Genomic DNA, 14704 nt, shown 5'->3' with positions numbered 1-14704 from the left:
CCTGCGGCTGAAAACAGCACGCGCAGCAAGATTTTTTTTTCAACAAAACCCTTGCTGCGCGTGCATTTGCTCAATTAGTGATAAATTAGTTGCCCATTAATCTTTTATTAATCATTTATTAATCACCTGCCCCTCTTTTATCTCATCATTGGCATTTACTATTACCTTATCATCGTTATGAAAATCGCCGAAGATTTCTATTTTATCATCGCTGGTATTGCCGGTGATCACATCTACCTTCAGTGCTTTGCCATCCCGCACCAGGATCACATATTTTCTTTCTGTGGAGGTGACTACGGCAGAGCGAGGGACAGCAAAGGCATCCGGGCTACTGCCCGCATCCAGGATCACATCTGCATACATACCGGGGTTCAGCTCACCGTTCTTATTAGGAATATCCATTTCTACCCTTTCCATACGGTAAGCAATGTTAATGTTGGCCGACTTTCTGGCAATCTCTGCCGACATTTTTTTACCCGGGAAAGCGCTCAGGTAAAAATCCATACGGGTTTTGTCCTTCAGTGAGTAGGCAATATGCTCCGGTACATCCACCTGCAAGCGTAATTTGTCTACCTGCTTCAGCTCCAGCATGGGCTTTTGCTCCCTGCCGGCAGCGCTTACTAACGCGCCCGGGTGCACGTTTCTTTCCGTGATCACGCCATCAAAAGGCGCCGTTACCTGCAAATAGCTCAGAATAGCTTTCTCCATGTCCCAGCTGGCCTTTTCGGCGTTGCACAGGGAGCTGTCGGCCTGCATTTTTGCTTTGGCAGATGCCAGGTCCATAGGTGAAATAGCGCCTTTGGTTTGAGAGGCTTCCAGCAGGCGGCTGTAATTTTCTTTGCTGATAGTATAATCCGCCTGGGCGCGTGCATATTTTTCACGGGCCTGCACGCTGGTTTGTTCCAGCTCAGGATCCTGCAACGTCATTAACAGCTGGCCCTTATGTACTTTGGCGCCAATGTCCACCAGCACGGCCTGTACATAACCATTTACCTTGGGAAAAATGCTTACTTCCTGGTAGGCGGTAAGCTGCGCGGGCAGCTTAATGGATTCTGATACGCCTTCTTTTTTAACCGGCGCTATTTCATAATGTGCGGCTGCGTTTTTGACCGCCTTCTTTTTTTCAGTAGCCGCGCCGGAACTACAGGCATACAAGCCGCCTGCCAATGTGATGAGGATGATATATTGTTTCATGATGTTATACGGATTTAATGATTGGAATCTTCAGGTAAAAGGGATACGGAATTAAAGGATGTTTTTTGCTGCACCCAGCCATACACCAGCGGCACAATGAACAACGCCGCAAAAGTAGATGCCGCCAAACCGCCTATCACGGCCCTTCCCAGCGGGGCCGACTGATCACCGGATTCACCCAGACCGCTGGCCATAGGTATCATACCTGCTATCATGGCAAGGCTGGTCATCAGAATGGGGCGCAGGCGAATGCTGGCGCTCACAATGGCCGCTTTGAACGGATCTTTATATTCCAGCCGCAAGGCCTCTGCATTGGTTACGATCAGGATGGCATTGGCTACTGATACGCCGGTAGACATAATGATGCCCATATATGATTGCAGGTTCAGCGTGGCGCCGGTGGCCAGTAATAACAGCAGCGATCCTAATAATACAGCCGGCACCGTAGCCAGTACGGTAACGGATAAACCGAACGACTGGTAATTGGCTGCCAGTAGCAGCAAGATCACTACAATAGCCGCCAGCAGCCCGTTTTGCAGGGAGCTGAGTGTTTCCGTTAGTAAGGACGACATGCCCTGCACTTCTGCTATCAGGCCGGTCGGTTTTTCACCCAGGTCATTAAGGGCTTTTTGCACTGCGGCTGTAGCAGTACCCAGGTCTTTTTTATATACATTGGCGCTTACGGTTACAAAGCGGCGGGGACCGGAGCGGTCGTACTCACCAGGAATAGTATCTACCGTAAGCGACGCCACATCTGACAGCACGGGCCGCATAGCGCCCGGCACCAGCGGAACAGCGCTCATTTGCGCTAAGGAGTTCATCATATATTCCGGTACCTGCACCTGCGTTTGGTAGGTGTACGAGCTATGTTCATCCAGCCACAAGTTCTTATTGGTGTAACGGCTGGAGGAAGTGGCATCTGTAATGCTTTTGGATACATTATCAATGGTAAGCCCCATCTGTGCCAGCTTTTGCCGGTCAATACGGATGTTAATGTTCTTAAAATGCTGCGGCTGCGCTATCTGCACATCGCGCAGGTAGCTTACCTCGTCCAGCTTTTGCACCAGGCGCGTGGCGTAGCTGATAATATCAGTATAATTTTTCCCGGCTACCCTTACCTCTATGGGTGTAGAGGCGCCCTGCGCCATGATCTTTTCCGTTAATTCAATAGGCTCAAAAGAAAGCTTTACCTCCGGGTAATTGTGCAGAATGTTCTGCCGTAATTCATCCTTCAGCTCATCCATCTTTACTTTGTAATCTTCATCCAGGTTCACCTGTATTACGGCTTCATGCGTGCCACTGGTAAAAATGTACAGGTTACTGGTGCCGAAATTACTGGGCACCAGGCCTACGTAGGCAGAGCTGATGGCCACGTTGTTATGCACCGTGGAATCGATAACATCCAGGATACCTTTTACCGTGCGCTCCGTTACTTCCAGGCGCGTACCATCGGGCTCGCGTACACGCAGCTGCAGCTGCCCTACGTTGGATTTTGGCAGCAGGTCCTTCCCTATTATCACAAAACAAAATCCCGCTGCACCCAATGCCAGTACCAGGTAAATGATTACGATCAGCTTACGGTAGGGCATCCATTTCTCCAAACGGTTGCCTAGCCTGGTTTTAATACGGTTAAAGAAACCTTCGTTCTGGGGATGTTCGCGGTGTTCTTCTACTTCATCAATCTCCTGATCATTCAATGCCAGCCCGGCGTGTGCATGCTGGAACATATCTGCTTTCAACAGCCAGTTAGCTATCACCGGCACCAGTGTTTGCGCAGCAATGAACGATACGATCATGGCAAACGCAATGGATAATGACAGCGGCAGGAACATGGCCCGCGGCACCCCGCTCATAATAAAAGCCGGCGCAAACACGGCCAGTATACACAACAATATCAGCAGCAATGGGAACGATATTTCCGAACAGGCATCTAGGATGGCCTGCCGCTTATTCTTACCCATTTCCAGGTGCTGGTGTATATTTTCAATGGTTACCGTGGCCTGGTCTACCAGTATACCAATAGCTAATGCCAGCCCGCTCAGCGTCATGATGTTAATGGTTTGCCCACAGAGGTTCAGGAAGAACACCGCGCTTAAAATAGCTACCGGTATGGTAACGATCACGACTAAACTGCTTCGCCAGTCGCGCAGGAACAGCAGCACCATTAACCCCGTGAGCAGCGCGCCCAGCAAACCTTCCGTCATCAGGCTTTTGGCGGAGTTCATTACAAATACCGACTGGTCAAATTCATAGCTGATGTTCACATCATCCGGCAACAGGCTTTTCATTTCCGTCATCTTGGCTTTCAGCGCCTGCACCACTTCCCAGGTAGAGGCATCAGCCGTTTTTACCACGGGTATGTACACAGAGCGTTTGCCGTTCACCAGCGCATAATCCACCGTAATATCCGCTGCATCTGATACGCGGGCAATATTCCGCACAAACACAGAGGTAACGCCGCTGGTGGTAATGGGAATGTCCTCAAAATGCTGCACCTTTTCTTCCAGGGAATTAATGGAGGTTACATACATAGTGTTGCCCACCCGCAGGTTACCGGAAGGGGTAATGGTATTGTTCTTTGCAATAGCGCCCACTACCTCATCCGGCGAAAGGTTATAGGTGCGCAGCTTTTGCGGGTCTACGTTTATCACTACCGTCCGCGCATTGGAGCCAAAAGGCGGTGAGGCGGAGAGGCCGGGCACGGTGGCAAACAGCGGGCGTATGCGGGTTAGCACCAGGTCAAACATTTCTTTCAGCGACCGGGTTTTGCTGCTGAATACCAGCTCCCCTACGGGTAATGAAGAAGCATCAAAACGCACTACCTGCGGCGGCAATGCACCGGGCGGAAAGAACGCCATGGTGCGGTTCACCTGCAGCGCTACCTGCGCAGAGGCTTCCGCCATATCTGTTTTTTCATAAAAAGTAAGCTTAATGAGGGAAAGGCCCTGCGTGTTCTTACTTTCAATATTCTTAATACCATTCACATACAGGAACTGATCCTGCATGCGGGTGGCAAAAAAACCTTCCATTTGTTTGGGCGACATACCGCCGTACTGCTCTATCACATAAATGGTGGGTAAATTGAGCTTGGGAAAAATATCGATGGGAATGCTGCGGATGGCCACCACAGAAAACAGCAGCAAGCCTATAAACAGCACCAGCACCGTAATGGGTCTTTTTAAAGCAGCCCTTACCATAATCTTAATTTTTAATTGATTGAATGAACAGATCCAGGTTGCCGGTGGCTGCTGCTTTGTCAAGATTGGCCTGCAGCCAGTCGTTCAGCACTTCCACATAATCTGTTTGCGCGCGGTACAATACAAAAGAGGCATTGGTAAGATCTACCAGGTTAATAATGCCGGCGCGGTACTGCGCTACTTTTTGTTCATACGCATCTGTGGCTGCCTGCAGCTGCACGGGCAGGTTTTGCAGGTTGGCCTCTGCGGTTTGAATGGCGGTTTGCGCCTGGTGCAGGGCCGTATTTAAGGCTTGCTTTTGCTGTTCCAGCCCGTAATTGCTGGCCTGTATGTTATAGTTATTCACAGCCAGCTTATCTTTCCGGTGCACCAGGTCAACAATGTTGTAGGTAAATGCAAGGCCTACTCCATAGTTGAAACGCTGGTAACCCAGGCCGGTACCCATTGACTTGTAATTGTCGGCATTGGCATAATCAATACTGCTGCCCCGGCCCCATAAGCCGCCTGCCAGTAAGATCTTTGGCAGGTAGCTTTTTTTGATCAGGTTATTGGTAGCCTCATACAGCTCCCGTTGTTTGCGGAAATAAGCTACCAGCGGGTTTTGCGTATCCGGCGTATTGCTCCAGGCTGCGGGGCTTAACGCCACGTCGTACCGTTTCGATGAAGTATCTATCCGGATGCTGTCGGGTATGCCGGTGAGAAAGGCCATTTGCTGCTGCAATTGCATGATGTCTCCCCTCTTGCGGTCATAGCTGATCTGCGCGCGCGACAGCTCTGCCAGGGCCAGGGAAGAATCTACCCCCGCCCGTATGCCTGCTTTGGCAATAGCCTGTATTACGTTGTACACCGCTTTGTAGCGGTTAATGTTCTGCTCATCCACCCCCAGCTGGTACAGGTTACGCAGCATGGTAAAATACAGCTTGCCTACCTGCAGCTTCAGGAGGTATATATCTTTGGAAAGGTCTGTTTCCGTTAGCTGTTCATTCACTTCGGCATTGGTTACCCGCGCTTTGCGCAGGCCAAAGTTGATGAGCTCATACTCCCCGTATAGCATACCAATATTGCCGGTAGCCGGCTGTGAAATATTATCAGCGCGGATAGCGCCGGAGGTGGAGATCATTGCTCCCATGGGTAAATAAGTGCCAGTAGCGCTGTTGGCGGTGGCCATGGTTACCTCGTCCTGGATCTTAAGTGAAGGCAAAGCGGTATGCCGGGCATCTGTAACATTAGCCCTTGCGCCGTTTACCAGCGCCTGCTTTTGTAAAATGGCAGGCAGGTGATGCGTGGCAGCATCCGTTAATTGTCCCAGCGTATAGCCTTGCGGCTGTTGGGCACATACAGCGGCGGGTATTGCCAGCATAATTATGCACACGGCAATGCCTACTGCTTTTCTGCAATAGCAAATCATTAAAAAGTCTGTTTTAGTGAAAAAAGAAGAGTGGAGGAATGTAAAATGTAGATGATAAATGTAAAATCTTAACCCGGCGAAGGAGGTTCATAGAGACTGTTTAAAGACTTTATGAACGGGATAAACCGGCGAAGGAGGTTCATAGAGACCATTTAAAAGACTTTATGAACGACATACTTGTAAAAGGCGGAGGCGGTTAACCGCAGCATTCAACTTTTACATTCAGCATTTGAAATTTTACATCTTACATTCTTGGAAATCACACCATGGGCGGCCCCCGCCAGTCGCTGAGGTCAATGGCGACCGTAATAAACGTTTGTGCGTAACGGTGGTAACAGGTATGAATGTATACAAACTGTGGGCGCACCTGGTAGCTGTAGGCAACCGGTGCATGATCATGCCCGTCATTTAACCCAACCGGGCGGCGTTTAAAATACTCCGGCTTTGATGATAAATGGTGATGGGTGCTGGCAGCTGCGCGGACAGGAAATTGCGCAGGCGTGTGGGTAATATAAGCAGCAGCATCTGAAACGGCCTGCTGGTGCGGGTACACGTCCATCCCCTGTTGTGACAGGAAAAAGAAGCAGGCAAGGAATAACTGTACTAAACGTTTCAATACTTGCTGTTTTATCAACTGCTAAGATATTGCAGGAACGTACAAGTAGGGAATAAGTCCGCCCTTTTTAAGGTAATTTTAAGAAGCGGAAAGCTATTTACCGCCGCTTTTACGCTTTGCATCGGCCTTGTCCTTGGCGTCGTATTCATTTTCATCATAGCCTTCCAGCTCGTTATTCTTATCGTCGTTAAATTCTTTTTTGGGCGCCTTCTTATTTACGGGGGTGGCGGCAGCAGCGCGCTTTTCCTGTTTAATGGCCCGTTTGGCCCCGGTTGTTTTTTTCATGGTCATAACAATGCATTTTGCTCTACACAACCGGCTGCAAAAATGCTGCCGTTATGAGAGCCAGCGGGCCACCAGGTAGGCGGCAGCTGCTGCCACGGCGCCAATGCACATTACCTTTAAAGCCCCTGCCAGCAAGGGCTGCCCGGTAGCTTTGCTTTTGAAATAACCGAACACGAACAGGCAGATGAGGGTAACCACGGCCGATATTTTAAACCCGTCCGTGGGAACTGTTGTGAAAAAATAGGGCGACAGGGGAATTAACCCGCCCACAATGTAGGACAGGCCAATGGTAATGGCGCTGGTGCGCGCCCGGGCCGGGTTGGGCTCCTGCAGGCCCAGCTCATACTGCATCATAAAAGACACCCATTTATCCTTATCCATGGCCAGCTCGTCCGCTATACGGTGCTGCGTATCCTCACTTATACCATAACCGGCAAATATGGCGCGGATCTCTTTCTTTTCCTGCTCAGCCATGTGCTCCACCTCATAATATTCCCGTTTCAGCTCCGCGTAATAGTGGTCCCACTCCGTTTTGCCGGCCAGGTAACCGCCCAGGCCCATGGCAATAGCCCCGGCAATTATTTCCGCTATTCCCGCGGTTACTACAATGCTGTTGCTGCTTACTGCGCTGCTGATGCCCGCTGCCAGTGCAAAAGGCACGGTTAGCCCATCGGCCATGCCAATAACCACATCAGTAATAAAATCAGAGCTTTGCAGATGCTGTTCCTGGTGCATAGAAAAATTTGAGAAAGACAAAATCTACCTGAAAATTATATTAAAATCTGTATATTAGATACGTTATTGCGGCCTTTGTAGAATGTGAAAAACCAGTGCACTGACTATATCCACGTAATTCCCATAAATAGCAAGCAAATGTTCCACCAAGAGCCTATCATATCTATCCTCATACTTTACCTGGTGAGCAAGGCCATTGTGCTGTCGGTAATGCTGATCTACTATTTATTTTCGCCGGAACAGGGAACGATGTCTGCCCATAAGCGCCCGCGGCAAAAACAGGTTACCCGGCTGCATTTAACCTTAAAAAGCACCCGCCATCAGCAGCCTGTTTCCGGCCGGCACCGGAAAACAGCTTTACAGCAAACCATTGAAGAAACTTTCTCCAGCAATTAAAAACTGATCCACGCTATGCAGGCCTTCCGGTCATCGCCCGTACGGGTTACCAGGATGGTGGCATAACTATTCTCCTGCACATTACGGTCTGCTGCACCCAGCATGCAATAGTACGCTTTATCTGTTTGCGGATTGCCAAAAAGGAACAAACGTTCTGCCTGGCCTTTCTGGTAGCGGTAGCAGATAGTATTGGCTTCCGTAAGGTAGCGCAGCGGCTTCCTAGCCTCAAAGGTGCCGCCGCGGTCCAGCGCCTGCAGGTAATCATTGAACAGCGTATAATCGCCGTGGTTGGTACGAATATGATCAAAAGAAAGGTACGGTGTGGTATTCAGCGCGGCTACACGGTTGCGGAACATCCAGGTACCGCGGTGCTGACGTTGCAGGTATAAGGGTTCAAAAGCGCCGTTGGCTACCTGCATTTTAGGGATCACATAGCCACTGTCGGCCTGCCCGCCTGCGCTGATGCTGCAAATGCCAATATCTCCCAGGTTGGTGTGCTGCATATTGTACACGTTCTTACCCTGGGTAAATTGCAGCATTTGTTCCAGCTGCACAATGGCGCTGCCATCCGGCTGTACGGTCAGCATTTGCGGTAAGCCGTTGTAGCTGGCTAATTTATCCAGGGGCAATGCATTTTGCTGCAGCAGCTGCCCGTTATTATCCAGGTAATTGAGGTAGCACCCACGCTCGTCCGGTTTGGCCTTCGCATCTGCCGCCGCTACCAGCAATAATTGCAGGCGTTGGGTAGCCGCCACCCATTGCAGGCTGGCATAGGCATTTCCAAAATTGGCGGTGTAAGCCAGGGGCTGGTGCTGAAACTCCGTTTGCCCGGCTTTTAATACGGATACTATTACCTGCGACTGGGCCTGCAGGCCATTGCGTTTGGTATTAAAACCTACCGTGCACAGGTATACGCTTTCCTTACCCTGCACCGCCATGTCCAGGTAGCTGTAGTAGGGCAGCGCGCTGCTATCCGGCAGGCTGTACCAGGCCTGGTTCACCAGCTGGTGCTCCGGGCTAAAATGCATTACCTGTATGCGCTCCTTTGCATTTTCTTTACGCTGCAGCTCACCGCCGGCAAAGAAAGCCACGGCATAATACCCGCTGGCAGGGTCTTTGGCCACGTAAAAGTCGTGGGAGGCCAGGTTGTTCAGGGCAAATGCTTCGCGGTGCAGCACCGTAGGCAGCTCCCCTATCTTATCTTCCTGCTGCAAATGGCCGCTGGTACCGTCTATAACTATACGAAACAGGGTGGGCTTATATTTAATGAGCTGTTGCAAAAAGATCACTACCTGCCCGTTAATGGCATACACCCCGTCAATTTCGGTATCGTTCATATCTCGCGTATCCCACTGCCGGCCCGTGATCACGTCTGATACGGTGAGCTCGCGGGCGGCATTATATAAAGAGCTTTGAATACCCTTGCTTTTATCAAAATGCAGGTAACAGGTATTACCATTCGGCAGCAGTACTACCTTATCCCAGCCATCAGCTTCCGGTTCCGGGAAAGCGGCGCTCAGGGTAACTTTGGGAACCTGCGCTTTGAGCGCGCTACCATAAAAACAAAACCCACACAGGATAAACAGGCGAACAGTTCGCAGCATCATTCTCATTACTTTAATGAATTACCAGCATCAAATATATTAAAAATTAATAATTTATAGAAGTATCCTGGCAACTGCTTTCCCAAAAAATACTGATCAAACTTGTTCAAATAATTTGTTAACTTAGAAAGAGAGAATTAACAAGGGTTTTTCGAAAGCACGATAAAACGTGAATGAACATACGTAATATTTAATCTGTGATATAATCTGTGAGAGGGGGTCCTCAGTAAATACATCTATACCAGGATCATTTTTGCACCTATAACAAGTTCACTGAAAGGCGCTATCAACCAATATTCCGGGCTTATTACAAAAGATGTTTACCAGAGCTTAACTCCTACCCTGTGATGCGATTTTTTTTATCGTAGACCGCTACACCAAGTATTAGAACCAAAATCAAAGATCGTTTATGATTTTAACGGACAGCTATTGTCATTTCCACCCGGTGAAATGGTTCCGGATCCTGTTCCTGGTATTCTGTTTACTGCCCCTGTTACCTACCGCCCATGCGTATGCAGGCCCTGTGGCAGCTTTCCAGGACACCCTCCCAGCCACAAAAGCCAGTGGTACGGTTACCGATGCAAAAGAGCACGTAGCGCTGCCCGGTGCTACGGTCGAAAACCTGGTTACCCGCAGAGGCACCCAGACCAATGCAAACGGTGAATTTATGCTGGATGCCCGCCGGGGCGACTCCCTGCGCATTTCCTTTGTAGGCAAGGCTTCCCAGGTACGGGTATTTACCGGGCAACGCCTGTATATAAGCCTGGTATCCCTGGAAGGTAATTTGTCGGAAGTGATCATTACCGGTTACCAGAATGTAGACAAAAGAAAATTTGCCGGTTCCGCTGTTTCCCTGAAGGCAGAAGATGTGAAGATAGACGGTATGGTGGATGTAAGCCGCATGCTGGAAGGCCGCGCCGCCGGCGTATCAGTACAGAACGTATCCGGCACCTTTGGCGCAGCGCCCAAAGTTCGCATACGCGGCGCTACCTCCATTAACGGGGATAACAAACCCCTGTGGGTAGTAGATGGGGTGGTGCTGGAAGATATTGTGAACATCTCCAACGAACAGCTCTCCAGCGGCGACCCTACCACCCTCTTAGGCTCCGCAGTAGCAGGTTTGAACGCCAACGACATCGAAAGCTTTGATATCTTAAAAGACGCTTCCGCAGCCGCCCTGTACGGCGCACGCGCCATGAACGGGGTAATTGTGATCACCACTAAAAAAGGGCGTGCAGGCAAGCCCGTAGTTACCTATACGGGCAACTACAGCACCCAGCTGAAACCCAGCTACAGCAATTACAACATCATGAACTCCGGCCAGCAAATGTCTGTACTGGCAGAGCTGGACCGCAAAGGCATCCTGTACCCCAGCATACTGGATAAAGCAGATAATGGCGTGTATGGTAAAATGTATGAGCTGATGAATGCTGATCCTAACGGGAATTTCCCTTTGCAGAACACTCCGGAAGCTAAGGCTGAATTCTTAAAACGTTATGCCCGCGCCAATACAGACTGGTTTGGACTGCTGTTCAAACAAAACTTTATGCAGGAGCATTCGCTGAGCATTTCTTTTGGTACAGACAGGTCACAGTCATACTTTTCCACCAGCTACTACGGCGATAATGGCTGGACCGTGGCCGACCACGTGCACCGCTACACGCTTAACTTCCGCAACAACTATAAGTTCAACGACCGCTTATCCGTAGGCTTTTCCACCCTGGCCTCTGTACGCCAGCAGAAAGCCCCCGGCGCCCTGGCCCGTAACAGCAACCCGGTAGAAGGCCAGTACGACCGTGATTTTGACATTAACCCCTTCAGCTACGCGCTGAACACCAGCCGTACCTTAACGGCCTATGATGAAAAGGGAAAGCCGGAATACTTCCGCCGCAACTTTGCACCCTTTAACATCCTCAACGAGCTGCAGAATAATTACCTGGATATAAACGTGATCGATCTGCGCCTCCAGGGCGATCTCTCCTACCAGATAACACCCGGCTTACGTTATGAGTTCGTAGGTGCGTTACGGTATGTAAAGTCAACCCGCGAGCACCAGATCACGGAGAATGCAAACATGGCGCAGGCCTACCGCGCAGCCGGCAACTCCACCATCCGGCAGAATAATAAATTCCTCTACCGCGACCCGGACAACCCTGAAGCAGAACCGGTAGTGGTGCTGCCTTACGGTGGTTTTTACAACCGTACGGAAGATCAGCTGGTGAGCTACGATTTCCGTAACGGTTTAAACTACAACCATACGTTTAACGACCAGCATGCGCTGAACCTGCTGGGTGGTATGCAGGTAAAATCTGCCGACCGGCAAAACTTTTCCAACACCGGTTATGGCTACCAGTATAATAATGGCGGCACCCCGCTGTATGACTACCGTATCCTGAAACAAACCATAGAGACCAATTTCCCTTATTACGGCATGAGCAAGGATTACGACCGCTTTGTAGCCTTCTACGGTACCGGCACCTACTCCTACCGCTCTAAATATAATTTGACCGCCACCGCGCGTTACGATGGTTCCAACCGCCTGGGAAAATCCACCCGCGCGCGCTGGCTGCCCACCTGGAGCGTAGGCGGCGCCTGGAACATAGACCGGGAGCCCTTTATGGAAAATGTAAAATGGGTGGATTACCTGACCCTGCGCGGCAGCTATGGCTTAACCGCCAGCATGGGGCCTGCCACCAACTCCAGCATTGTGCTGCGTAACATCAATACCAGCCGGCCTTATTTAACAGAAGTAGAATCCGTGATACAGCTGGCCAACCTGGAAAATGCAGACCTCACCTGGGAAAAGCTATACACCGCCAACGCAGGCATAGATGCCAGCCTGTTTAACAGCCGCATGAACTTTAGCGTGGATGTATACCAGCGTAAAAGTTTTGACCTCATCAGCATCATTAAAACCTCCGGCATTGGCGGTGAGCCTTTGAAGGCAGCCAATTATGCCGACATGGATTCCTATGGCACCGATGTGCTGATAGGCGGAAAACTGATCAGTAAAAAAGACTGGGGCTGGAGCGCCAACCTCACTTTTGGATATAATTATAACAAGATTACGGATGCCAGGAACCTGCCCGACATTTTTTCACTGGTAGTAGCCGAAGGCGGTAACAAGCAGGGCTACCCGGTGCGCAGCTTGTTCTCCATCCGCTACAAAGGACTGGATCATGAAACGGGCGTGCCGCAGTTCACCGATGAAACAGGCAAAACCGCGCAGGCCGTGTACCTGCAGGACCAGAACACAAATTACCTGGTATATGAAGGCCCCGTAGATCCCATGTACACGGGCGGCTTTTCCAACACCTTCCACTACAAAGCCTTTTCCCTCAATATATTCCTTACCTACCAGGCCGGCAATAAGATCCGCCTGTACCCTGCTTTTAAAACCAGCTATTCTGACCTCGACGCCATGCCCAAAGAATTCCAGGACCGCTGGGTAATGCCGGGCGATGAGCTTAAGACCAATGTGCCTTCCATACTGGGCCTCTTTGAACAATCTACCCTAAGTGGAGCGCATCCCTACAACAATTACAACTACTCTACAGAGCGGGTGGCCAAAGGCGATTTTTTGCGGTTAAAAACCGTATCCCTCACCTATGTGCTGCCACCGCAGTTGTTACGGAAAATGCACTTTAACAACATTTCTGTAACCGGCGCTGCTATTAATCCCTGGCTCATTTACTCCGACAGTAAGCTCAAGGGCCAGGACCCTGAATTTTTTAATTCCGGCGGCGTAGCGCAGCCTATTCAAAAGCAATTCACGCTTTCACTTAAAGTTAGTATCTGATGCAGAAGAAATTATTCATATATACGTTGCTGTTAGTGCTGTGCATGGGCACAAGCTGTAAAAAGTACCTGGAAAAACCGCCGGATAACCGCGCGGAGCTGAACTCACCGGAGCAGGTAGCCCAGCTGCTGGGCACTGCTTACCCGCAGGCTAACTATATGTCGTTCTTTGAATCCATGTCCGATAATGTGGATGATAAAGGCGCCGGGGTCCTGGAAAATACCAATGTGGATCCTTATTTTTTCCGGGATGTGCGGGATGATCAGCAGGACTCGCCGGAGTATTACTGGGATGCCTGTTATGCCGCCATAGCCGCCGCTAACCAGGCGCTGGAAGTATGTGAAAAGGCAACCAATAAGTCGGCCTACAGCGCTGAAAAAGGCGAGGCCTTACTGGCACGCGCCTACGCACATTTTATGCTGGTGAATGTTTTTTCAAAAGTGTATGATGCAAATACTTCCGCATCAGACCCCGGCATTCCGTATGTAACAGTGCCGGAAAATATAGTGATGAAACAGTATGAGCGCAAAACCGTAAGCTATGTGTACGACATGATAGAGAAGGACATTATTGCCGGTATTCCCTTGCTGAACGATACCCGCTATGCCGTGCCCCGCTATCACTTCACTACCGCTGCCGCACACGCATTTGCCGCACGTTTTTATTTATTTAAGAAAGATTATACCAAGGTGCTGGAACATGCCAACCAGGTGCTTTCCGGCAATGTAACAGCGCTGCTGCGGCCCTGGAACACCATCTATACCAGCATTACCTACCTTGAGCTGTATGCCCGCTACGCACGCGCCACAGAGCCGGCCAACCTGCTGCTGGTGGAAACACCCTCCTGGTGGGCGCGCAATTATTTCAGGGTGCGGTACGGCCTTACCTCCGGCAAGCGGGATGAGATCCTGCGCAGGAATGTAACCGGCGGCAACTGGGCATTTAACTTCCAGGTGTTTACCTCCGGCACAGATAATTACCTGCTGCCCAAGATCAATGAACATTTTGTGCGCAGCTCCATTAACGCAGATATAGGCGTGGGCTATGTGGTAGTGCCTATACTAACCACAGAAGAAGTGCTGTTTAACCGCATTGAAGCCAATGCATACCTGAACAATACCACCGCAGCGCTGGCAGACCTGAATACTTATGCCAGCACACGTATTGCCGGTTACGATGCCAGCCAGCATATTATTAATGCCACCAAGATCCGGAACTACTATGGCACCACTAACCTGCAAAGTGGGATCCTCAGCACGCTGTTCGGTTTTAAACGGGCGGAGTATGTGCAGGAAGGCATGCGCTGGCTGGACCTGATCCGCTACAAAGCCCCCGTAACGCATTATACAACCGATGGAGATATACTGGTACTGGGTGAGGACGATCCGCGCCGGGTATTTCAATTGCCGCAATCCGCACAGCTGGCCGGCTTAAAACTGAATCCGCGATAATATATGATGATCTTAAAAG

Annotated in this window: 10 protein-coding genes; 3 read left to right on the top strand and 7 right to left on the bottom strand. The window is 50.2% G+C overall.

All coding sequences use genetic code 11. The features are described 5' to 3' along the window. Positions 1 to 111: 111 nt before the first annotated feature. From BMZ54_RS11885 to BMZ54_RS11860, 6 genes are all read right to left on the bottom strand, one after another. Positions 112 to 1194 (bottom strand): efflux RND transporter periplasmic adaptor subunit, encoded by a 1083-nt coding sequence (locus BMZ54_RS11885; RefSeq protein ID WP_089911094.1) that lies wholly within the window; start codon positions 1192 to 1194, stop codon positions 112 to 114. 14 nt (positions 1195 to 1208) lie between these two features. After that, positions 1209 to 4391, bottom strand: a complete 3183-nt coding sequence (locus tag BMZ54_RS11880; protein WP_089911092.1) for an efflux RND transporter permease subunit — start codon at positions 4389 to 4391, stop codon at positions 1209 to 1211. A gap of 4 nt (positions 4392 to 4395) precedes the next feature. Continuing rightward, positions 4396 to 5751, bottom strand: a complete 1356-nt coding sequence (locus BMZ54_RS11875) for a TolC family protein (RefSeq protein WP_162277522.1) — start codon at positions 5749 to 5751, stop codon at positions 4396 to 4398. 307 nt (positions 5752 to 6058) lie between these two features. Beyond that, complete coding sequence (locus tag BMZ54_RS11870; RefSeq protein WP_089911086.1) at positions 6059 to 6415, bottom strand: hypothetical protein; 357 nt, start codon at positions 6413 to 6415, stop codon at positions 6059 to 6061. A gap of 93 nt (positions 6416 to 6508) precedes the next feature. Then, positions 6509 to 6700 (bottom strand): hypothetical protein, encoded by a 192-nt coding sequence (locus tag BMZ54_RS11865; protein WP_143080980.1) that lies wholly within the window; start codon positions 6698 to 6700, stop codon positions 6509 to 6511. A 51-nt stretch (positions 6701 to 6751) separates the two neighbouring features. Beyond that, a complete protein-coding gene (locus BMZ54_RS11860) occupies positions 6752 to 7435 on the bottom strand; it encodes a VIT1/CCC1 transporter family protein (protein WP_089911079.1) in 684 nt (227 codons plus the stop codon). A gap of 138 nt (positions 7436 to 7573) precedes the next feature. Here BMZ54_RS11860 and BMZ54_RS11855 point away from each other — a divergent pair, with 138 nt between their 5' ends. Then, the gene (locus tag BMZ54_RS11855) at positions 7574 to 7831 is read left to right on the top strand and encodes a hypothetical protein (RefSeq protein WP_089911076.1); all 258 of its coding nucleotides are present in this window, start codon (positions 7574 to 7576) and stop codon (positions 7829 to 7831) included. On the opposite strand, the gene BMZ54_RS11850 is transcribed toward BMZ54_RS11855, so the two are convergent. Next, entirely contained in the window at positions 7828 to 9438 is a 1611-nt protein-coding gene (locus BMZ54_RS11850; RefSeq protein ID WP_089911073.1) for a hypothetical protein, read from the bottom strand. The genes BMZ54_RS11855 and BMZ54_RS11850 overlap by 4 nt on opposite strands. Before the next feature lie 406 nt (positions 9439 to 9844). On the opposite strand from BMZ54_RS11850, the gene BMZ54_RS11845 reads away from it, so the two are divergent. Then, positions 9845 to 13234: a SusC/RagA family TonB-linked outer membrane protein gene (locus BMZ54_RS11845; protein WP_089911070.1), complete on the top strand. Its 3390-nt coding sequence runs from the start codon at positions 9845 to 9847 to the stop codon at positions 13232 to 13234. After that, complete coding sequence (locus tag BMZ54_RS11840; protein WP_089911066.1) at positions 13234 to 14685, top strand: RagB/SusD family nutrient uptake outer membrane protein; 1452 nt, start codon at positions 13234 to 13236, stop codon at positions 14683 to 14685. The genes BMZ54_RS11845 and BMZ54_RS11840 overlap by 1 nt, the downstream gene beginning before the upstream one ends. Positions 14686 to 14704: the final 19 nt, after the last annotated feature.

The organism is Chitinophaga rupis (assembly GCF_900109685.1).
GTDB lineage: Bacteria > Bacteroidota > Bacteroidia > Chitinophagales > Chitinophagaceae > Chitinophaga > Chitinophaga rupis.
Note: the sequence above shows the minus strand (reverse complement) of the source record. Positions and strands in the feature narration are given on the sequence as shown.